This is a genomic window from Streptomyces sp. NPDC092369, assembly GCF_044755245.1.
Lineage (GTDB): Bacteria > Actinomycetota > Actinomycetes > Streptomycetales > Streptomycetaceae > Streptomyces.
This window is the reverse complement of sequence record NZ_JBIVQP010000003.1, coordinates 873,650-893,843: the sequence shown is the minus strand read 5'-3', so window position 1 is coordinate 893,843 and position 20,194 is coordinate 873,650. Positions and strand designations below refer to the sequence as shown.

At 70.2% G+C, this 20,194-nt stretch carries 18 protein-coding genes; 13 read left to right on the top strand and 5 right to left on the bottom strand.

The genetic code is table 11. The features are described 5' to 3' along the window. Window positions 1-42 precede the first annotated feature (42 nt). Window positions 43-1,254, bottom strand: a complete 1,212-nt coding sequence (locus ACIQI8_RS20935) for a pyridoxal phosphate-dependent aminotransferase (protein ID WP_402352520.1) — start codon at window positions 1,252-1,254, stop codon at window positions 43-45. A gap of 205 nt (window positions 1,255-1,459) precedes the next feature. On the opposite strand from ACIQI8_RS20935, the gene ACIQI8_RS20930 reads away from it, so the two are divergent. Further along, window positions 1,460-2,326, top strand: coding sequence for a serine protease (locus ACIQI8_RS20930; RefSeq protein ID WP_402352517.1), 867 nt, complete (start codon window positions 1,460-1,462; stop codon window positions 2,324-2,326). Between the two features lie 18 nt (window positions 2,327-2,344). Here the strand turns inward: ACIQI8_RS20930 and ACIQI8_RS20925 are convergent, their stop codons facing one another. Beyond that, window positions 2,345-3,973: an amidohydrolase family protein gene (locus ACIQI8_RS20925; RefSeq protein WP_402352514.1), complete on the bottom strand. Its 1,629-nt coding sequence runs from the start codon at window positions 3,971-3,973 to the stop codon at window positions 2,345-2,347. Between the two features lie 8 nt (window positions 3,974-3,981). Beyond that, entirely contained in the window at window positions 3,982-5,247 is a 1,266-nt protein-coding gene (locus ACIQI8_RS20920; RefSeq protein ID WP_402352511.1) for an amino acid deaminase, read from the bottom strand. Between the two features lie 134 nt (window positions 5,248-5,381). Between ACIQI8_RS20920 and ACIQI8_RS20915 the strand changes: the two genes are divergently transcribed. From ACIQI8_RS20915 to ACIQI8_RS20895, 5 genes are all read left to right on the top strand, one after another. Next, window positions 5,382-6,425 (top strand): sugar kinase, encoded by a 1,044-nt coding sequence (locus ACIQI8_RS20915; protein ID WP_402352507.1) that lies wholly within the window; start codon window positions 5,382-5,384, stop codon window positions 6,423-6,425. Continuing rightward, window positions 6,422-7,195 carry an IclR family transcriptional regulator gene (locus ACIQI8_RS20910; protein ID WP_402352504.1) on the top strand — a complete coding sequence of 258 codons (774 nt, stop codon included), beginning with the start codon at window positions 6,422-6,424 and terminating at the stop codon, window positions 7,193-7,195. Before ACIQI8_RS20915 ends, ACIQI8_RS20910 begins: the two co-directional genes overlap by 4 nt. Continuing rightward, window positions 7,192-7,602: a RidA family protein gene (locus ACIQI8_RS20905; protein WP_402352501.1), complete on the top strand. Its 411-nt coding sequence runs from the start codon at window positions 7,192-7,194 to the stop codon at window positions 7,600-7,602. The genes ACIQI8_RS20910 and ACIQI8_RS20905 overlap by 4 nt, the downstream gene beginning before the upstream one ends. 125 nt (window positions 7,603-7,727) lie before the next feature. Then, a complete protein-coding gene (locus ACIQI8_RS20900; RefSeq protein ID WP_402352498.1) occupies window positions 7,728-9,206 on the top strand; it encodes a GntP family permease in 1,479 nt (492 codons plus the stop codon). Window positions 9,207-9,852: 646 nt separating this feature from the next. Further along, window positions 9,853-10,473, top strand: coding sequence for a hypothetical protein (locus ACIQI8_RS20895; protein WP_402352495.1), 621 nt, complete (start codon window positions 9,853-9,855; stop codon window positions 10,471-10,473). Here the strand turns inward: ACIQI8_RS20895 and ACIQI8_RS20890 are convergent. After that, entirely contained in the window at window positions 10,470-11,825 is a 1,356-nt protein-coding gene (locus ACIQI8_RS20890) for a M14 family metallopeptidase (RefSeq protein WP_402352492.1), read from the bottom strand. The genes ACIQI8_RS20895 and ACIQI8_RS20890 overlap by 4 nt on opposite strands. 368 nt (window positions 11,826-12,193) lie before the next feature. Here ACIQI8_RS20890 and ACIQI8_RS20885 point away from each other — a divergent pair, with 368 nt between their 5' ends. Then, complete coding sequence (locus ACIQI8_RS20885; RefSeq protein ID WP_402352489.1) at window positions 12,194-13,102, top strand: anti-sigma factor RsbA family regulatory protein; 909 nt, start codon at window positions 12,194-12,196, stop codon at window positions 13,100-13,102. 54 nt (window positions 13,103-13,156) lie between these two features. After that, window positions 13,157-14,479 carry an Nramp family divalent metal transporter gene (locus ACIQI8_RS20880; RefSeq protein ID WP_402352486.1) on the top strand — a complete coding sequence of 441 codons (1,323 nt, stop codon included), beginning with the start codon at window positions 13,157-13,159 and terminating at the stop codon, window positions 14,477-14,479. A gap of 67 nt (window positions 14,480-14,546) precedes the next feature. Here the strand turns inward: ACIQI8_RS20880 and ACIQI8_RS20875 are convergent, their stop codons facing one another. Then, on the bottom strand, window positions 14,547-16,238 hold the full coding sequence (locus ACIQI8_RS20875; RefSeq protein ID WP_402352483.1) for a chitinase: 1,692 nt from the start codon (window positions 16,236-16,238) through the stop codon (window positions 14,547-14,549). A 266-nt stretch (window positions 16,239-16,504) separates the two neighbouring features. Here ACIQI8_RS20875 and ACIQI8_RS20870 point away from each other — a divergent pair, with 266 nt between their 5' ends. The 5 genes from ACIQI8_RS20870 (at window position 16,505) to ACIQI8_RS20850 (ending at window position 20,183) form a co-directional block, all read left to right on the top strand. Continuing rightward, the gene (locus ACIQI8_RS20870; protein ID WP_402352480.1) at window positions 16,505-17,356 is read left to right on the top strand and encodes a hypothetical protein; all 852 of its coding nucleotides are present in this window, start codon (window positions 16,505-16,507) and stop codon (window positions 17,354-17,356) included. 64 nt (window positions 17,357-17,420) lie between these two features. After that, a complete protein-coding gene (gene cpaB / locus ACIQI8_RS20865; protein WP_402352477.1) occupies window positions 17,421-18,128 on the top strand; it encodes a Flp pilus assembly protein CpaB in 708 nt (235 codons plus the stop codon). Between the two features lie 9 nt (window positions 18,129-18,137). Next, window positions 18,138-19,421: a CpaE family protein gene (locus tag ACIQI8_RS20860; RefSeq protein WP_402352474.1), complete on the top strand. Its 1,284-nt coding sequence runs from the start codon at window positions 18,138-18,140 to the stop codon at window positions 19,419-19,421. A gap of 65 nt (window positions 19,422-19,486) precedes the next feature. After that, window positions 19,487-19,813: a pilus assembly protein gene (locus tag ACIQI8_RS20855; RefSeq protein ID WP_402354051.1), complete on the top strand. Its 327-nt coding sequence runs from the start codon at window positions 19,487-19,489 to the stop codon at window positions 19,811-19,813. 1 nt (window position 19,814) lies between these two features. Further along, window positions 19,815-20,183: a TadE/TadG family type IV pilus assembly protein gene (locus ACIQI8_RS20850; protein ID WP_402352471.1), complete on the top strand. Its 369-nt coding sequence runs from the start codon at window positions 19,815-19,817 to the stop codon at window positions 20,181-20,183. Window positions 20,184-20,194: the final 11 nt, after the last annotated feature.

The window sequence follows — 20,194 nt, the reverse complement described above, 5'->3', positions numbered from 1 at the left end:
CCTCCAGTGACTGTCAGGAAGCCATCCTACCTTAGATCTCGTCTAAAGTTGGCCGTACCCGGAGAGGAAGTTCCCGATCCGCCCCACCGCATCCCGCAGATCCCCGGCCGTCGGCAGCGTCACCACCCGGAAGTGATCGGGCTCGGGCCAGTTGAACCCGGTGCCCTGGACGACCATGATCTTTTCCTGGCGCAGCAGATCCAGGACCATCCGCCGGTCGTCCTTGATCTTGAACACCTTGGGGTCGAGGCGCGGGAACAGATACAACGCCCCCTTCGGCTTCACACAGCTCACCCCCGGAATCTGCGTGAGCAGCTCGTACGCCACATCCCGCTGCTCCCGCAGCCGCCCGCCCGGCAGTACCAGGTCATTGATCGTCTGCCGCCCGCTCAACGCGGCGACCACCCCGTGCTGCCCCGGCATGTTCGCGCACAGCCGCATGTTCGCGAGGATCGTCAGACCCTCGATGTAGGAGTCGGCGTGCGCGCGCGGCCCTGAGATCGCCATCCAGCCGACCCGGTAGCCGGCCACCCGGTACGCCTTCGACATGCCGTTGAAGGTCAGCGTCAGCAGATCGGGCGCGACGGCCGCGGTCGGTGTGTGCGTGGCGTCGTCGTACAGGATCTTGTCGTAGATCTCGTCGGAGCAGACCAGCAGGTTGTGCCGCCGGGCGATGTCGGTCAGCCCCTTGAGCATCGCCTCGTCGTACACCGCCCCCGTCGGGTTGTTGGGGTTGATGATGACGATCGCCTTGGTGCGGTCGGTGACCTTCCGCTCCACGTCCGCGAGGTCCGGCATCCAGTCCGACTGCTCGTCGCAGCGGTAGTGCACGGCGGTGCCGCCGGACAACGAGACCGCGGCCGTCCACAGCGGATAGTCCGGCGCGGGTACGAGCACCTCGTCGCCGTCGTCCAGCAGCCCCTGCATCGCCATCACGATCAGCTCGGACACGCCGTTGCCGATGAAGACGTGCTCGACGTCCGTCTCGATGCCGAGGGTCTGGTTGTGCATGACGACCGCCCGGCGAGCTGCCAGCAGGCCCTTCGCGTCGCCGTACCCGTGCGCCGACGACACGTTCCGCAGGATGTCCTCCAGGATCTCCGGCGGGCACTCGAAGCCGAACGCGGCGGGGTTGCCGGTGTTCAGCTTGAGGATGCGGTGCCCGGCCGCTTCCAGCCGCATCGCCTCCTCAAGAACCGGACCCCGGATCTCGTAACAGACGTTGGCGAGCTTGGTCGACTGGATCACCTGCATGTCTGGGAGCTTACGGCCCGGTAACGCCCCCCGGGTCGTGCTTTCCACCACATGAGACATGCGGGTGTCGCGCGTAGATCAGCTGTACACGACTCGCGCATGCCTTCTTGTCGGGACACGCCCCAGTCGTGAAGATGTCCATGACAAAAACGCGAAGGCGACCGGAAGATCTCCGGGCGCTCGCGTTTCCAGAGGGGACCCCCACATGAACAAGCCTCTCCTTGCCACGCTCTTCGCCCTGGTCATCGCCGGGGCGGGCATGGCACCCGCGGTCGCCGCACCCGACACGGCGCCCGTCGAGAAGGCGGCCGTCTCGAAGGCCGCCGCGCCCGCCGTCCAGGCCGTCAACTTCGCCGGCACCGTCTCGCTCAGCAACTGCTCCGGGTCCGTCATCCGCTTCCCGAACTCCGTGTCCACCGACCCGGCCCTCGTGCTGACCAACGGCCACTGCCTGGAGACCGGGTTCCCGGCGGCCGGCGAGGTCATCGTCGACCAGGCCTCCACCCGCACCTTCGGGCTGCTCAACGCCTCGGCGACCAGGGTCGGCACGCTGCGCGCCAGCAAGGTCGCCTACGCGACCATGACCGACACGGACGTCACGATCTACCAGCTCACCACCACGTACGCGTCGATCCAGAGCACCTACGGGATCTCCCCGCTGACCGTGCAGAGCACCCACCCGACCGCCGGTACCGCGATCACCGTCGTCTCCGGGTACTGGAAGCGGACCTACGCCTGCAACATCGACGGGTTCGTCTACCGCCTCAAGGAGGGCGACTGGACCTGGAAGGACTCGGTCCGTTACACCTCCGCCTGCCAGACCATCGGCGGCACGTCCGGTTCGCCGGTGCTCGACAACGCCACCGGGCAGGTCGTCGCCGTCAACAACACCGGCAACGAGGACGGCCAGCGCTGCACCGAGAACAACCCCTGCGAGGTCGACGCCAACGGCACCGTGACCGTCCGCCAGGGCATCAACTACGCGCAGGAGATCTACAACATCCCCGCCTGCTTCACCACGGGCAACAAGCTGAACCTGAACGCCAGTTCCTGCACCCTGCCCAAGCCGTGAGCCCCCACCCGTAAGCGGTCAGGGGCGGGTGGTCCGCCGCACCGCCCGCCCTGCCAGTACGTCCGTGCGTCGCCCGTCCTCGATCACGAACCGCCCGTCGACCAGGACGTGCGGAATGCCCGTCGGGAGCCTGCGCGGGTCGGCGAAGGTCGAACCCGCCGCCACCGTCGCCGGGTCGAAGAGGACGAGGTCCGCCCGGTAGCCCTCGCGGACCAGGCCCCGGTCCGGCAGCCGCAGCCGGGCCGCCGGGCGCGAGGTGAGGTGCGCGACGCACTCCTCCAGCGACAGCACGCCCAACTCCCGTACGTACCGCCCGAGATACTGCGGGAAGGTCCCGTACGCCCGCGGGTGCGGCTTCGCGCCCTGGAGGATGCCGTCGGAGCCGCCGGTGTGCACCGGGTGGCGCATGATGGCCTGCACGTTCTCCTCGTGGCCCACGTGCTGGAGGATCGTCGGCCCGAGGCGGTCGGCGAGGAGGAGGCGGCGGGCCACCGCCCATGGGGTCTCGCCGCGAACGTCCGCCGACTGCTGGATCGTGCGGCCCACATGGTCCGCCAGGTCGTCCGTGCCCACGCCCGAGATCTCGATCGTGTCCCACTCGATGGGCACACCGTGGCAGCCGTCCGAGCCCACGACCTCCACGTGGTGGCGGATCCGTTCGGCCGTTCCGTCGTCCGCGAGGCGCTGCAGGATCGCCTCCGGGCCGCCCTCGCTCGCCCAACTGGGCAGCATCGCCACAAGGGTTGTGCAGCCGGGGGTGTAGGGATACGTGTCGAGGCTGATGTCCGCGCCGGACGCCAGCGCCTCGTCCAGCAGGGTCAGCAGCTCCGGCGCCCGGCCCTTGTTCACGCCGAAGTTCATGGTGGCGTGGGCGAGATGGAGGGGGCAGCCCGCCTCGCGGGTCAGCTCCACCATCTCCTCGTAGGCCTCCAGCGCGCCCGCGCCGTACGAGCGGTGGTGGGGGCAGTAGTAGCCGTCGTAGGACGCCACCACCCGGCACAGTTCCGTCAGTTCGGCGTCCTTGGCGTACATCCCGGGGGTGTACGTCAGCCCGGACGACAGGCCGACCGCGCCCTGCTCCAAGCCCTCCGCCACCAACTGCCGCATGCGGTCCAGCTCCTGGGGCGTGGCCTCGCGGTCCTCCCAGCCGACGGCGAGCATGCGGACCGTGCCCTGGGGGATCAGGTAGGCCGCGTTGACGGCGATGCCGCGGCCCTCGAAACCGTGGTCCAGCCGGTCCAGGTACTCGCCGACCGAGCGCCAGTCGAAGTCGATGTCGTCGCCGTAGCCGTTCCAGCCGGTGATCGAGCGGCGGACCTCGGCGAGTGTGCGGTCGTCGACGGGCGCGTACGACAGCCCGTCCTGGCCCAGGACTTCGAGCGTGACCCCCTGCGCGGCCTTCGCGCTGTGGTCCGGGTCGCGCAGCAGCGCCAGATCGCTGTGCGCGTGCATGTCGATGAAGCCGGGGGAGAGCACCAGACCCTCGGCATCCAACTCCCGCTGAGCCTTGGGGCGTTGGCAGCCCGCCGCTGCGGCCTCCTGGACGATCGAGACGATCCGGCCCGCGTCGATCACCACGTCGGCGCGGTACGAGGGTGCGCCGGAACCGTCGACGACGTCCGCGTCCCGGATGACGAGCTGCTCCACGAACCCTCCTAGAAGAACGTGCGGATGTAGTCGACGACCGTCCCGTCCGCCTCGGCCAGCGGGATCAGCGGCCATTTGTCGAAGCTCGTGCACGGGTGGGACAGGCCAAGGCCCAGCCAGTCGCCGACCCGCAGATCCGCCTCGGGGGTGGTGGTCAGCCAGGTGTGCTGGTCGGACAGGGCGGGCACCGAGATGCCGGTGGCCGGGTGCTCGGTGCCGTCCCGCCGGACGACCTGGGGGAAGGGCAGGTCGAGGTCGTAGGCCGCGTCGCGCTTGCCCCCGTTGGCGAAGGCCTGCTCGGGGGAGGGGCGGGAGACGACCTGCGTCCACAGCCGGAACGCGGGCTCCAGCGCGCCCTCCTCGGGGACCCGGTTGAAGGGGGTGAGCTTGCGGTAGTGGCCGTCGTCGTGCGAGACGTAGGCGCCCGAGCGCAGCAACTTCAGGACGGGGACCGAGAGTTCGGGGATCTCGGCGAAGACGTCGGCCACCGCGTCGAACCACGCGCTGCCGCCGGCGCTGACCACGATCTCGTCCACGCCCGCGAAACGCCCCGCCTTGTCGAAGTCGGCGGCGAGGGCGACCAGTCGGCGCAGATAGCCGCGCACGCGCTCCGGGTCGGCCCCCGGGACCTCGCCCTCGTAGCCCGCGACGCCGACCAGGCGCAGGGCGGAGGTGGCGGCCACCGCGTCGGCCACGGCCGCGCACTCCGCCTCGGTACGGACGCCGGTGCGGGCGCCCTCACCGGCGGCGAGTTCGACGACGACGTCCAGCGGACGCGGGGACCCCTCCAGGGCCGCGGCCATCAGCTCGACGCCGGGTACGGAGTCGACGTAGCAGATCAGACGGAAGTCCGGGTCGGCGGCGAGCTGGCCGGCGATCCAGCGCAGGGCCGACGGGTCGAGCAGTTCGTTGGCGAGGAAGAGCCGTTGGAAGCCGTAGGCGCGGGCCACGCGGAGCTGGTGCGGGAGGGCGAGGGTGATGCCCCAGGCGCCGCGGTCGAGTTGGCGGCGGAAGAGCTGCGGGGCCATGGAGGTCTTGCCGTGCGGGGCGAAGGCGAGGCCGTGGCGGGTCGCGTACGTCTCCATCAGCGCGAGGTTGTGCTCCAGGCGCTCGGCGGACAGGGCGAGCAGGGGCGTGGTGAAGCCGCCCGTGAAGAGGTTGCGGCGCTCGGCGGTCAGCTCGCCGACGGTCAGGCCGTCCGCGTCCGGCGGGAGGCCCTTGAATCGGTGGTCGACACGCTCCTCGGCGAGTCGGTCGAGCGCCTCGGTGTCCATGGGGCCTCCCTGATCTGGTCTGTTGCGATATCTGCAATGGCCATTGCGTATAGCGCTTACGGCTGTCTAACATCTCGGCCAACGCGGGGTCAACGGAGCCGCCGGAACCCCCTCACCCAGGAGCTACGACGATCGTGACCGCCACCGGACCCGGCAAGGCCCCCGACGTCGTGGACGTCGTAGCGCTCGGCGAGTCCATGGTGACCTTCCTGCCCACCCGGCCGGGCCGCCTCGCCGACGTGCCCTCCTTCGACCGGGCCATCGGCGGCGCCGAGTCGAACGTGGCCTGTGTGCTCGCTGCGGCCGGGCACTCGGTCCGGTGGGTCAGCCGGGTCGGCGCCGACGGGTTCGGCGACCACCTGGTCGAGACGATCGGGGCGTACGGCGTCGACGTCACCGCCGTGGAGCGGGACCCCGAGCGGCCCACGGGCGTGTACTTCCGCACGGCCGGCGACCGGGCCGGCGATGCGCACGAGGTCGCGTACTACCGGGCCGGTTCCGCCGCCTCCGCGATGACCGTCGACAACGTGGACCTGGCCGCCGTACGCGCCGGACGCGTGCTGCATCTGTCCGGGATCACCGCGGCCCTGGCCGAAGGCTGCGCCGATCTCATGCGCGAACTGACCCTCCTGCGCCACGGCCGCCCGCTCGTCTCCTTCGACGTCAACCACCGGCCCGGGCTGTGGCGCACCCCCGACGGCCCGCAGACCACGCTGGAGCTGGCCCGCGCCGCCGACCTCGTCTTCGTGGGCGAGGACGAGGCGCAGGACGTGTGGGGGCTGGTCGGCGCCGACGCCGTGCGCGCCGCGTTCCCCGACCCCTCGGTGCTCGTCGTCAAGCAGGGCGGGCAGGGCGCGACCGTCTACGACCGGAGCGGCGCCACCTTCGTCCCCGCCCCGCACGTCGACGTCGTCGCCGCCGTCGGGGCCGGGGACGCCTTCGCCGCCGGGTTCCTCTCCGCCACCCTGCGCGCACTGCCGGTCCGCGACCGCATCCGGCACGGCCACCTCATGGCCGCCGCCGCCCTCACCGTCCCCGGCGACCTGGCCGTTCCGCCGGCCCGCGACCACGCCGACCGGCTGGTCGCCCTCGACGACTCGGCGTGGGAGAGACTTCGACTCGGCCCCGGCTGGACAGCAGCCGCAGAGCGGGCCGACGAGGAGGTACGTACGCCATGAGCCAGACCGTCGACCGTGCGCTGAGCATCCTGCCGCTGCTCGCCGAGGGACCCGCCGACCTCGGCCAGGTCGCCGAGCGGCTCGGCGTCCACAAGTCCACGGCCCTGCGGCTGCTGCGCACCCTGCACGAACACGGCCTGGTCTACCGCCAGTCCGACCAGCGCTACCGCCTCGGCGCCCGCCTCATCGCGCTTGCCCAGGAGGCCATGGAGAACCTCGACATCCGCGAGATCGCCCACCCCCACCTCGTACGCCTCAACGAGCAGTGCGGGCACACCGTGCACCTCGCCGTGTACGAGGAGCACGAGGTGCTCTACATCGACAAGGTGGAGAGCCGCTACCCGGTGCGGATGTACTCGCGGATCGGCAAGCCCGTCGCCATCACCGTCGCCGCCGTCGCCAAGCTGCTCCTGGCCGATCTGCCCGAGGGCGAGCGGCGAGTGCTCGCCGACGAGCTCGAATACCCCATGTACACGGCCCGGTCCACGCCCAACGCCCCCGCTTTCCTCAAGGAGTTGGACAAGGTGCGCGACCAGGGCTGGGCCACCGACCTCGGCGGTCACGAGGAGTCCATCAACTGCGTCGCCGCACCCATCCGCGGCGCCGACGGCAAGGTCGCCGCCGCGATGTCGGTCTCCGCGCCGAACGTCGTCGTGACCGCCGACGAACTCCTCACCCTGCTTCCGCTGGTGCGCCGCACGGCCGACGCGATCAGCGGCGAGTACTCCGGAAGAACGCCCGCATCAGCACCAGACAGGAACACCGTATGACCGACAAGATCGCCCTCACCCCCAAGACCCACACCGCTCCGCCCGCGAAGTTCTCGCACGGCGTGAAGAAGGGCAACATCCTCCAGGTCGCCGGCCAGGTCGGCTTCCTCCCCGCCGAGGACGGCAAGCCGCCCACGCCGGCCGGGCCCACCCTGCGCGAGCAGACCCTCCAGACCCTCGCCAACGTCAAGGCGATCCTGGAGGAGGGCGGCGCGAGCTGGGACGACGCGATGATGATCCGCGTCTACCTGACCGACGTCGACCACTTCGCCGAGATGAACGCGATCTACAACGCGTACTTCGAGGAGCAGGGCCTCACCGCGCCGCCCGCGGCCCGTACGACGGTCTACGTCGGCCTCCCCGCGGGTCTGCTCATCGAGATCGACGCGCTCGCCGTCCTGAGCTGACCGGCCGATCGGGCTGACGCCCCCTCAACTCCCGCACGCCGTACACGGCATGGCACCTCCCGGGTGCCGTGCCGCGATCCCCCCTGCCCGAAAGCCGTATGCACTTACGTAGAGGACCCCCACCCATGTCCCATCCGCTCGCCGCAACAGCCCCCACCGAGACCCCGCCCCACACCGGCGGTCTGCTCCTCCTCATCGACGGCACCGCCGGTCTGCTGACCGTCGCCGCCATCGGCATCGCGCTCCTGCTCTTCCTGATCATCAAGGTCAGGCTCCAGCCGTTCGTCGCCCTTCTCGCGGTCTCCATAGCCGTCGGCCTGCTGGCCGGTCTCTCGGTCACCGAACTCTTCGGCACCGTCCAGCGGTCGGACGCCGTGTCGACCATCGAGTCCGGGATGGGCGGCATCCTCGGCCATGTCGCGATCATCATCGGCCTGGGCACGATGCTCGGCGCGATCCTCGAAGTCAGCGGTGGCGCCGAGGTGTTGGCGTCCCGGCTGCTCAACCTCTTCGGCGAGAAGCGCGCGCCGCTCGCCATGGGTCTGACCGGCCTGATCTTCGGCATCCCGGTCTTCTTCGACGTCGGCATCTTCGTCCTGGCACCGATCGTGTACGCGGCGGCCAAGCGGGGCGGCAAGTCGATCCTGCTCTACTGCCTGCCGCTGCTGGCGGGCCTGTCCATGACCCACGCCTTCCTGCCCCCGCACCCCGGCCCGGTGGCCGCCGCCGGTCTGCTCCACGTGGACCTCGGCTGGGTCATCCTGATGGGCATCGTCTGCGGGCTGCCCGCGGTGCTCGCGGCCTGGGTTTTCTCGGCCTGGATCGGCAACCGCATCTTCGTCGCCGTACCGCAGGACATGGTGGAGGCGGCGGCGGAGGCCAAGGAAGCGGTCCTGGCCGAGCAGCGTGAGTCGGGTGTGGAGCCGCGCGAGACGCCGGTGCCGCTGGGCACGGTGCTCGGCATCATCGGTACGCCGCTGATCCTCATCCTCGCGGCCACGTTCTCCTCGATCGCCCTGGACCCGTCCACGGGCCGTTCGGTCATCGAGTTCTTCGGCCACCCGTTCGTGGCGCTGACGATCGCCCTGTTCCTGGCGTACTACCTGCTCGGCATCCGGCGCGGCTGGTCCCGCAAGTCCCTGGAGACCGTCTCCACGGCCTCCCTCAAGCCGGTCGGCAACATCCTGCTGGTCGTCGGCGCGGGTGGGATCTTCGGCGCGATCCTCAAGGCCAGCGGGGTCGCCCAGGCCCTCTCGGACACCTTCAACGACGTCGGTCTCCCGGTCATCGTCCTCGCCTACCTGATCTCGCTCGTCCTGCGCGTCGCCCAGGGCTCGGCGACGGTGGCGATCGTGACGACAGCGGGCATCGTGGCACCGCTGCTGGCCGAGGGCGACCACTCCCAGGCCTTCGTCGCCCTCGTCATCATGGCCATCTCCGCCGGCTCCATCTTCGCCTCGCACGTCAACGACGGCGGCTTCTGGATGGTCGCCAAGTACTTCGGCATCACCGAACGCGACACCCTCAAGACATGGACGGTCCTGGAGTCGGTGCTGTCGGTTGCGGGCTTCGCGGTGGCGGCGGTGGTGAGCCTGTTCGTGTAGGGGCGGGGTGGTGATCGTCGCGGTGAGGTGGTGTGGGTTGCTGCCTGGCCGTCGGCGATTGCTGCGGCCGCGCCGCGGCCGGTGGCGGGGGCTCGGTCTCGGTGGGCCGGGTCCTCGCGTCGTGTGTCGTCGGTGGCGCCTGCGCGCGGAGCGTGCTGATGGATGCGGCCGCGGTGGCGGCGGTGGTGAGCTTGTTCGTGTAGGGGCGGGTTGGTGATCGTCGCGGTGAGGTGGTGTGGGTTGCTGCCTGGCCGTCGGTGATTGCTGCGGCTGCGCCGCGGCGGGTGGCGGGGGCTCGGTCTCGGTGGGCCGGGTCTTCGCGTCGTGTGTCGTCGGTGGCGCCCGCGCGCGGGGCGCGCTGATGGATGCGGCCGCGGTGGCGGCGGTGGTGAGCCTGTTCGTGTAGGGGGGTGGTGATCGTCGCGGTCGGTCGGTGACGGTTGCCGTCCGGCCGTCGGCGGTCGTCGCCGCTGTGTCGCGCGCGGAGCGTGCCGGCGGATGCTGCTGGTTCGTGGTCGCCGTGCTGGTGGGCTTGTTCGTGTAGGGGCCGCCGTGTCCGGTGTGTTCGGTGCGCTCGTGTAGGCGTCCGATAACAAAGTCGGGGCTGGCTGTGCCCACCACAGGATCGTCGACCATACTTCCCGCTGTGGAGCAGCGCATAGGTTCGAGCAGCCAGCCCCTGGAGGGCGCCGGGTTCGACCCGGCATTCATCCCCGGGCTCACGTCGCCCGTGTCCGATGAGCCGGAGAAGGCGAAGCAGCCGGACGAGGCCGAGGACGCGACGGCGGAGCAGCCCGGGACCGACGACGAGGCGGACACCGAGGCCGCGGCGGCCGAGGTCGACGTCGAGTCCGATGACGAGGACACCGACGACGCGGAGGAGTCCGGCGACGGGCCCGTGTTCGAGGCCTCCGACCGGCGCGCGCGGATCGTCGCCGACGAGAAGGGCGTCCGGCTCGCCCTGGACGACCAGCAGTGCGAGTTCCGCTGGGACGAGATCGGCGCCGTGGAGACGGAGACCCCGCGCTTCGGCAAGCGGTTCACCATCACCGTGCACACCCCCGAACGCCGCTGGTACCCGATCGAGATCGAGGCCACGGCCCGGGCACGCTTCGCCGAGTGGGAGGAGCAGCTGGACGCCGTCCTCGACGCCTACTTCGAAGAAGGCGACGCCGAGGACGAGGTGGAGGATGAGGTCGAGACCGACGCCGAGGACAAGGCCGAGGCCGAGATCGACGTCAAGTCATCGGCCAAGGACGCCGACTAGGAGCAGTACTGCGCTTCCTTGCCGATCGACCGGTACATGCAGTCCGAGTTCTCCAGCAGTTGCAGCACCGCGTCCCGGTTCCGGGAGGTCTCGCGTTCGATGACCTCGTCGGGCGGGTAGAAACCGCCCCCGGAACTGGACGTCGGGTACATCTCGAAGGTGTACGAGAAGATCTTCTGCGTACCCCAGAGATAGTCGTCGATCGACCCGTCCGTGATGTACAGGTCGCTCGACTGCTCGGCGGTGTAGCCGTTGCTCGCGGCCATCTTCTGGCCGACGGTCCTGAAGGCGTTGTAGTCGTCCGCCGTCATCCCGGTCGTCGTGTCCGAGTACGTGTACCCGAACGGCCACAGCACCAGCTCGCTGTACGTGTGGAAGTCGATCCCCGCGGTGATCTGCTGCTTGCCGCCGACGATCCGGCCGCGCACGAAGTTCGCGACGACCTTCACCTCGGGCGCCGACTCGGCGGACGCGCCCCGATAGGTCTCGGACGAGGTCGAGCCCGAAGACCCGCCGCAGCAGCCGAACTTGTAGTTCCAGTTCCGGTTCAGGTCTGTACCGACGTACGAGGAACCGGAGTTGGGCTGCCGGTTCTTGCGCCAGGAGCGGTAGGAGCCGCTGGCGATGTCGTACTCGCCGCCGTCCGGGTTGAGGTCGGGGACGATCCAGATCTCGCGGTTGTTGACCATGTTGGTGATCCGGGAGTCGCTGCCGTAGCCGGCCCCCAACTCCCGCAGCAGGTACAGCGCCATCTCCACCGTGAGGTGCTCGCGCGCGTGCTGGTGGAAGGTGAAGAGGACCTCGGGCTCGCTCTCGTCGGTCGCCACGTTGTCGCTGACCTTGATCGCGACGATGTTCCGGCCCTGGTACGAGGTGCCGATCACCCGCTTGCTCATGATGTTCGGGTACGCGGCAAGGCGCTGGTCGATCTCCGCGTTCGTCTCGGCGTAGTTGTGGTACCTCGAGTCGGCCGTGGGGAAGTCGAACAGCCGCGCCTCGCCGGCGGAGCGGTCCGGTGCCGAGCCGAGCGGCGTGACCGCGTAGCCCTGCGCGCGCAGCTTCTTGATCTGCGCCGCCCGGCCGGAGACGACCACCGTCTCCTCGTCGGCCTCGTCCACGCTCACCCCGGCCGCCGCGATCGCGGTGCGGGTGACGGGGGTGTTGTGGTCGACGTGGATCTCGTACTGCCGGATGTCGTCGGCGGCGGGGGCCGCCTTGGCGGTGTCGGCGGGGCTGTCGGCGCCGTCGGCGTTCGCGGAGAGGGGTGCCGCGAGGGTCAGCGCGAGGAGGGCGGCGAGAGCGGCGGTGCGTCTGCCGCTCCGGGCGCCTGAGCCTCGTATCCGAAGTCGCATGAAGTCTCCTGGTTTCTCCTGGGGTTCCGGGGTCTCCGGAAGGGGGAGTGGAGCGGGGGGTGGTCCAGGGACGTGCTGGTGCGGGTGCCGGTGGTCGTACGGGTGCTGTGCGCGAGCTGTGCGTGTGGCGGGCCCATCGTGGTCGTATGTCATGAGCCGGTCAAGAGTGGCCCAAGAGTCCTTGGCGTGAACCGTTCGGAAAACGGCCGCGCAGTGTACGCGTGGGGGCCACCTCCGGCTCGGTCCCCGGCGAAGTGCACTCGCGGGTGTGAGGGGGAGCTGTGCAACTGCCGGGCCGGAAGGGACAGTTGGACGTGGCGCGAGGGGAGCCGCAGCCCACCGGTCAGACCCGCAGCCGGAGGAGAACCATGACCCGCACCTCCTCGTACGACCCCCGCACGTTCGACCACCGCATGGCCGTGTTCGACGCGGACGACGCGTTCGCGGCCGCCGCCCTGCCCTTCCTCGCCGAAGGCCTCGCCGCGCCGGGCGAACCCCCGCCGGTGGCCGTGGCCGCCCCCGAGCGGCTGGACCAGTTACGGGACGCCCTCGGCGGTGACGCCCGGCACGTACGCCTTGTCCCGCACGCGGACTGGTACACCGGCTCGGCCGCCAACGCCGTCGCCCAGCTCGCCGGTTACCTCGACGCCCGCGCCGGAATCGACGGCCGCGTCCACCTCCTCATGGAACCCGACTGGGCCGGCCGCGCCGGACGCTCGACGCGCGAGACCGCCGAGTGGATCCGCTACGAGGCCCTCGCCAACCTCCTGTTCGCGCCGACGGCCGCGACGGTCCTGTGCGCGTACGACACCCGCACCGCCGGTGCCGCCATCGTCGGAGCGGCCCGCCGCGCCCACCCGGACACCGGCGGCTACGAGGACCCGGTCGTCCTCGCCGCCGAACTCGACGCCGTGGCACAGGGGCCGCCGACGGCCGGCGCGGAACTGCTCCCGCGGCCCTACCCCGCGGCCGTACGCGCCCGGTCGGCCGGGCACGGACTCGCCCCCGCGGACGCGGAGTTGTTCACCGAGGCCGTCGCCGCCGCGCTGGCCTCGCTCGGGCCCGTGACCGGCGCGCTGCTGTGGGGCCGGGCCCCGGCCGTCGTCTGCGAACTGCGCACGGAGGGGCGGGTGGACGACCCCCTCGCCGGCTTCGTGCCGCCGCCCGGCGGCGAGTTGGAGCCCGCGCAGGGGCTGTGGTTCACCCGCCAGGTCTGCGCGTACGTGGACGTGCGCGACGACTCGAAAGGGGCCACGGTCCGACTCCAGTACGGATAGCCGTACGTGCAGGCCCTCTTGCCCCTGTCGCCCCTTTGCGCTTTCTTGACCCACATGACGGACACCACGGGAAACCCCACTGACACCGAGGCAGCATCCGGCATCGACTCCACCCCACGTAAATCGAGTTGGCGGTACATCGGACCCGGAATCGTGGTCGCGGCCACCGGTGTCGGCGCCGGTGACCTGGTCGCCACGCTCATCGCGGGCAGCAACTTCGGCTACACGCTCCTGTGGGCCGCGATCGTCGGCTGCCTGGTCAAGATCTCCCTCGCGGAGGCGGCCGGACGCTGGCATCTGTCCACCGGCCGCACCCTGTTCGACGGCTGGGCGAGCCTGGGCCGCTGGACGACGTGGTTCTTCGTCGTCTACGCCGTGATCTGGGGCTTCGTCTACGGCGCGGCGGCGATGTCGTCGAGCGCGCTGCCCCTGCAGGCGCTGTTCCCGCACGTGATGGACCTCGAATGGTGGGGCATCGCCTGCGGGTTGGTCGGACTGGTCTTCGTCTGGTTCAACAAGTACGAGGTCTTCGAGAAGGTCATGACGGTCCTGGTGGGCGTCATGTTCGTGGTGACCGTCTACCTCGCGATCCGGGTCACCCCGAACCTGGGCGACGCCTTCGCGGGCCTGCTGCCCGTCCTGCCCGACGAGAAGGACTCGATCCTCAACACCCTGGGCCTGATCGGCGGGGTGGGCGGCACGATCACGCTGGCCGCGTACGGCTACTGGGTCAACGCGAAGGGTTGGACCAACACCGGCTGGATGAAGGTGATGCGGTTCGACAACCGGGTCGCCTACGCCACCACCGGCATCTTCGTGGTCGCGATGCTCTTCGTCGGCGCGGAACTGCTGCACTCCGCGAACGTGGCGATCGCCAGCGGCGACAAGGGCCTGATCCAGCTCAGCGACATCCTGGAGGCCGAATACGGTTCGGCGACGGCCAAGTTCTTCCTGATCGGCTTCTTCGCCACGTCCTTCACCTCACTGATCGGCGTCTGGCACGGCGTGAGCCTGATGTTCGCCGACTTCGTGGCCCGCTCCCGGGCGCGGTCGACGGTCCGCGGCGAGGAGGTCGCCTCCGGCGCCCGCGAACGCTCCTGGCCCTTCCGCGCGTACCTGCTCTGGCTGACCTTCCCGCCGATCGTCCTGCTCTTCCAGGGCCAGCCCTTCCGCCTGATCATCCTCTACGGCGTCCTGGGCGCGGCCTTCCTGCCCTTCCTCGCCGCCACCCTCATCTGGCTCCTCAACTCCAGCCGCACCCCGGCGAAATGGCGCAACGGACCGCTCAGCAACGCGATGCTGGCGCTGGCCGGGGTGCTGTTCCTGGTGCTGTGCGTGAAGCAGATCTGGGACCAGCCGTGGGCGGACTTCTTCTGACGGTCCCTGGTCGAAAGGCGGTGGGGGGACGCACGTACCCCCACCGCCCCGCACGCCGCTGCGCCCGCTACGGCAGCGCGTGCACGTGCGCGCCCACCGAGTTGGACCACGCGTTGCCCGCCGAGGCGTCCCAGTTCGTCGACCAGGTCATCGCACCCCGCAGGTCGGGATACGTCTTGGACGGCTTGAAGGAACCGCAGTTGGTGCCCTTGGCGAGGCAGTCCAGCGCGTTGTTCACGATCGTCGGCGAGACATAGCCGCTGCCCGCGCCGCTGGTCGAGGCCGGCAGGCCGAGACCCACCTGCGAGGGAGCGAGGCCGCCCTGCAGCTGGATGCAGGCCAGGGCGGTGAGGAAGTCCACCGAGCCCTGCGAGTAGACCTTGCCGTCGCAGCCCAGCATCGAACCGCTGTTGTAGTACTGCATGTTGACGACCGTGAGGATGTCCTTGATGTTCAGGGCCGTCTGGAAGTAGGAGTTCGACGTCGACTGCATGTCGATGGTCTGCGGGGCCATCGTGATGATCAGCGACGAGCCCGCCTTCGACGACAGCGAGCGCAGCGCCTGCGACATGTAGGTGGCGTTGAGGCCGTTCTCCAGGTCGATGTCGACGCCGTCGAAGCCGTACGTCTGCATCAGCGAGTACACCGAGTTGGCGAAGTTCGTCGCGGAGGTGGAGTCGTTGATCGACACCGTGCCGTTCTGGCCGCCGATCGAGATGATGACCTTCTTGCCGGCCGCCTGCTTCGCCTTGATGTCGGCCTTGAACTGGTCGACCGTGTAGCCGCCCAGGCCCGCCGAGTCCAGGTTGAAGGTCACGCCACCCGGCGTGCCCGTCGCGTCCGCGAAGGACACCGCGATGATGTCGTACTGCGACTGGACGGCGGAGATCCGCTGGACCGTCGCCCCGTTGTTGAAGTTCTGCCAGTAGCCGGTGACGGCGTGCTTGGGCAGGGTGCCGCCGCCCCCGCCGCCGGTCGCGGTGGTGGTGCCCGTCACGGTCGCCGACTTCGTCGACTCACCGGCCGAGTTGGTGGCCGTGACCTGGAAGGAGTACGAGGTGGAGGCCGCGAGGCCGGTGACGGTGGCTGAAGCGCCGGTCACCGACGACACCTTCGTACCGCCCTGGTAGACGTTGTACCCGGTGGCGTTCGAGACCGCGTTCCAGGCGAGGGAGACCGAGGAGGACGTGGTGCCCGACACCGCGAGGCCGGCCGGCGCCGCGGGGATCGTCGGGGCCGGGTCGCCGCCACCGCCGCCGTCGGGGCCGAACACCGAGAGGTCGTCCGCGAAGTAGGCGGCCTGGCCGTACCAGCCGTGCGTGTAGACGGTCACCGACGTGGTGGAGCCGCCCGTGGTGAAGGTCGTCGACAGCTGCTTCCAGGACGCGGAGTCGGGCGTCCACGTCGACACGTCGGTGGTGCCCGTGCCGGTCACGCCCAGGTAGGTGTAGCCGCCCTGCACCCAGGCGCTCAGCGTGTACGTCGAGTTGGGCTTCACGGCGACCGACTGGGTGCACTGGGCGTTGTCCTGCCCGGCGGGCGTCGCCTTGAGCGCGGCCGCGCCGCCGTGCACCGGCGAGGAGACGGTGGTGCCGCTGCCCGCCGAACAGGTCCAGTTGCTCAGGCCGGACTCGTAGCCGGCGTTCTTGGCGTTGTTGACGTCCGCGGCGGACGCCTGGCCCGCGCCCGCGAGGGAGAGGGCGAGGGCAGCGGTGACGACTCCCGACCAGAGCCGTGCCGATCTTCTAAGTGGGGACATGACAATAAGCTGGTCCAGACCAATCCGGCTGTCAAGAGGTCCAGACCAACTTGGGGGAAGGTCGACTCGCTCCGGAGGGAGCGGCAAGATGACCAACCTGCTCCGTTTTGGCGCGTCTTGTGCAAGGCGAGTTCCCTACCAGCTACAGAAACGCTGTTCTCCGGTCACAGGGGCGTGGTTACAGTGCTGAGGTAGTCACGCAGTGAAGTCAACTCGGTGTATCGGAGTGATCTCGGTCCGCCGACGGCGTAACACGGGGAGCGGGCGTGCCAACTGCCATTGCCGTGACCGGTGCAGACCTCGCGCTGCCACCGCACGACGACCGGACGCTACCCGCTGTCGTCCTGCCGGACCTGGACAGACAGCCCCTCGACCAGGCGCTGTTCGCCGTCCAGTCGCTGCTGGACCAGCACGGGCATCTCATCGTCGTGTACTCGCAGGCCACCCCGCCCGCGGTGGAGCGAAGGCTGCGCACCATCCGCGGCCTCCTGGAGAGTGACCGGATCGCCCTGTTCCGTCCCGAACTGCCCCCGCTCGGACTCGCCGTCCTGGCCCGCCAGTTGAGACAGCTGGCGTCCTGCGACCTCAGTCCCGGGGTGCTCGCCTCCGCGGGCCGGCTCCTCACGCACTACATCCACGCGGGCGCGCTGCTCGGCTCCGTCGCGCGGCTGGACCGGGTCCCCGTCCCGCTGAAGTCGCACGCCAAGTCCTGGGTGCCGGGCAGCCAGTTCGCCGTCCTCGCGCACCCCGAACCGCAGCTGGTGAAGATCGGGCCCGGCGTCACCCTCGCCGGGCCCGAGTTCGGCACCTGGATGCAAGTGGCCAAGGGGCAGCTGCAGTCGGACTGGGTCACCGCCACCCTGGCCAAGCAGTGGAGCGTGCAGGGCCTGCGGGAGACCGCGCTGCCCGCCGAGTCCGCGGTGTGGTGGGAGACCGGGAAGCTGGTCGAGTTCGCCGCCTATCTGCCGGACCTGTCGGTGCTCTACCAACTGGTCACGTCGGTCCGGCAGGGCAGTTGTCACTGGTGCGGCATCGACGTCATCGGCGACCGCTGCGTCTTCTGTTCGGCCACCGCGCCGGTGTCACCCGTCCACGACAACCAACTGCCCGCCGGCTGAGCCGCCCTCGGCCTCCCGTCCCCGATTCCGCTCGACCGAGCCCCCCAACGAGGTTGTACGGTTCATGAACTCCCGTCAGCGCCGCGGCGTGCTACTCCTGCTCCTGTCGGTCATCTGCGCCCTGGGCGCGTTCGCCGGCGTGCTGTCCGTCATCAACGACGTGAAGTCCAAGGTCGGCCCCGAGGTCACGGCGTACGAGGTCAAGAAGGACATCAAGCCGTACACCAGCCTCACCTCGGCCCAGTTCGAGAAGACCGAGATGCCCAAGCGGTGGCTGTCGGACAACGCGATCACCGATCTCACCGAGATCCGCGGCAAGATCGCCGTGACCACGCTCAAGCAGGGCTCCCTGCTGCAGAGCGACATGATCGTCGACCAGCCCGCCCTGCAGCCCGGGCAGCAGGAGGTCGCCATCATGATCGACGCGGCGACGGGCGTGGCCGGCAAGATCACGGCGGGCTCCAAGGTCAACGTGTACGCCACCTTCGAGGGCCAGCGGGAGGGCGATCCCGACCTCTCCAAGATCATCGTGACGAACGCGTCCGTCCTCGACGTCGGCGACCTCACCCCGCTCCAGCCCGACGCCGACGACCGCACCCGGGACGCCACCGACGCCGTCCCGATCACCTTCGCGCTCTCCGCGCTCGACGCCCAGCGGATCACGTACGCCGAGTCCTTCGCCAAGCGGGTGCGGCTCGCGCTCGTCGCGCCGGGGGAGACCGGCACGGTGCCCGACAAGGACCGCACGTACGAACTCACCAAGGACAAGTGAGAGGCCGCCATGCCCACGAGGATCCTCCCGGCAGTCGGCGACGTGGACGCGGTGCGCTCCCTCACCACACTGCTGAGCCAGCTGCCGGACGCCGAGCCGGTCGCCCCCGTGACCGACTCCACCCAGCTCATCGACACCCTCGCCCGGCTGGCCGCCGAGTCCATCGACGAACTGCCCGAGGTCGTCGTCGTCCACGAGCGCATCGGTCCCGTCCCCGCCCTGGAACTCGTCCGCGAGGTCAGCCTGCGCTTCCCGGCGGTCGGCGTCATCCTCGTCACCTCCGACGTCAGCCCCGGCCTCTTCCAGGCCGCCATGGACTACGGCGCCCGCGGCCTGATCGCCCTGCCGCTCGGCTACGAGGAACTCGCCAGCCGGGTGCACGCGGTGGCCCAGTGGTCGGTGGGCGTACGCCGGCATCTGGGTGCCGCCGGCGACGTGTTCACCGGCGTCGGCGGCACGGTCGTCACCGTCAGCGGCGCCAAGGGCGGCGTCGGGACCACCACGACCGCCATCCAACTCGCCCTCGCCGCCCAGGCGTCGGGCCGCGCCGCCGTCCTGCTCGACATGGACCTCCAGACCGGTGACGTCGCCTCCTACCTGGACGTCCAGTTCCGCCGCTCGGTCGTCGACCTCGCCACCATCACGGACATCACCCCGCGCGTCCTCGCCGACGCCGTCTTCCGCCACGACACCGGCCTCACCCTCCTGCTCGCCCCCGCCGACGGCGAACGCGGCGAGGAGGTCACCGACCGTGCCGCCCGCCAGATCGTCGGCGCCCTGCGCTCCCGCTACGAGATCGTCGTCGTCGACTGCGGCGCCCAACTCAGCGGCGCCGGCGCGACGGTGGTGGAGATGGCCGACACCGCGCTCCTGGTCACCACCCCCGACGTGGTCTCCGTCCGCGGCGCCAAGCGCGCCGTCCGCATGTGGGACCGCCTCCAGGTCCGCAAGGCGGAGGAGACCACGGTCGTCGTCAACCGCCACACCCGCGGTACGGAGATCCAGCCGCCCCTGATCCAGAAGATCACCGGCACGGGCCTCGCCGCGACCGTGATCCCCGCCAACTTCAAGGAACTCCAGAGCGCCGTGGACGCAGGCCGGGTCCACGAACTGGACAACAGGAGCACGGTCAAGCAGGCCCTGTGGACCCTCGCGGGCGAACTGGGCCTGGTCAAGGGCTCCCAGGGCCCCCAGCACCGCAACGGCCGCTCCAGGGGCGGCTCCAAGGGTGGCTCCCGCGGCGGCGACCGGAGCGCGCTGACGCTGCGGCGACGCAAGGAGTTGGAGCGGTGAGGGGACCGGCGGCGCTGCCGGCGGTTCGGCGGGACGCGGGCCAGGTGAGCGTCGAGTTCCTCGGCATGACCCCGCTGATCATCATCACGCTGGTGCTGCTGTGGCAGTTCGTCCTGTTGGGATACACGTTCACCCTGGCGGGGAATGCTGCGGACGAGGCGGCGCGGGCGGGGACGGCGGCTCCTCCGGGCGGTGCCAGGACCGCCGCGTGCCAACAGGCGGGTCTGGACAAGCTCCCGAACGCGTGGAGCGGCGAGGTGACGTGCGAGACCAGCGGCGGCTATGTCAGAGCCACCGTGAGGCTTGAGGTCCCGGTCCTCTTCCCCGGCGCGATCGGCTTCCCCTTCAGGGTGACGGGTCACGCGGGTGCGGTGGAGGAGGTGAAGGACTGAGATGTCGTACGGCAGCGAGCGCAAGGGCAGACGTCGCGACCTCGGCCAAGTCGCCATCGAGTACCTGGGTTTCATCCCGGTCCTGATCCTGGTCGCCATGGCCGGCGTACAGATCGGACTCATCGCCTACACGGCCCAGCAGGCGGGCACCGCGGCGCGGGCCGGGGCGCGGGCTGCGTCGTTGCGGGAGAGCGCTCAGACGGGGTGCGAGAACGCGGTGAGCAGTTGGCTCGCGGACAACACCTCCTGCGGCGAGGGGTTCGGCGACGGCGCGGTCACCGTCACCGCCACCGTCGACATCCCCTCCATCGTCCCGGGCTGGGACTTCGGCACCGCGCAGAAGACCGCCACCATGCCGCTCGACCACTGAACGAGGTGCAC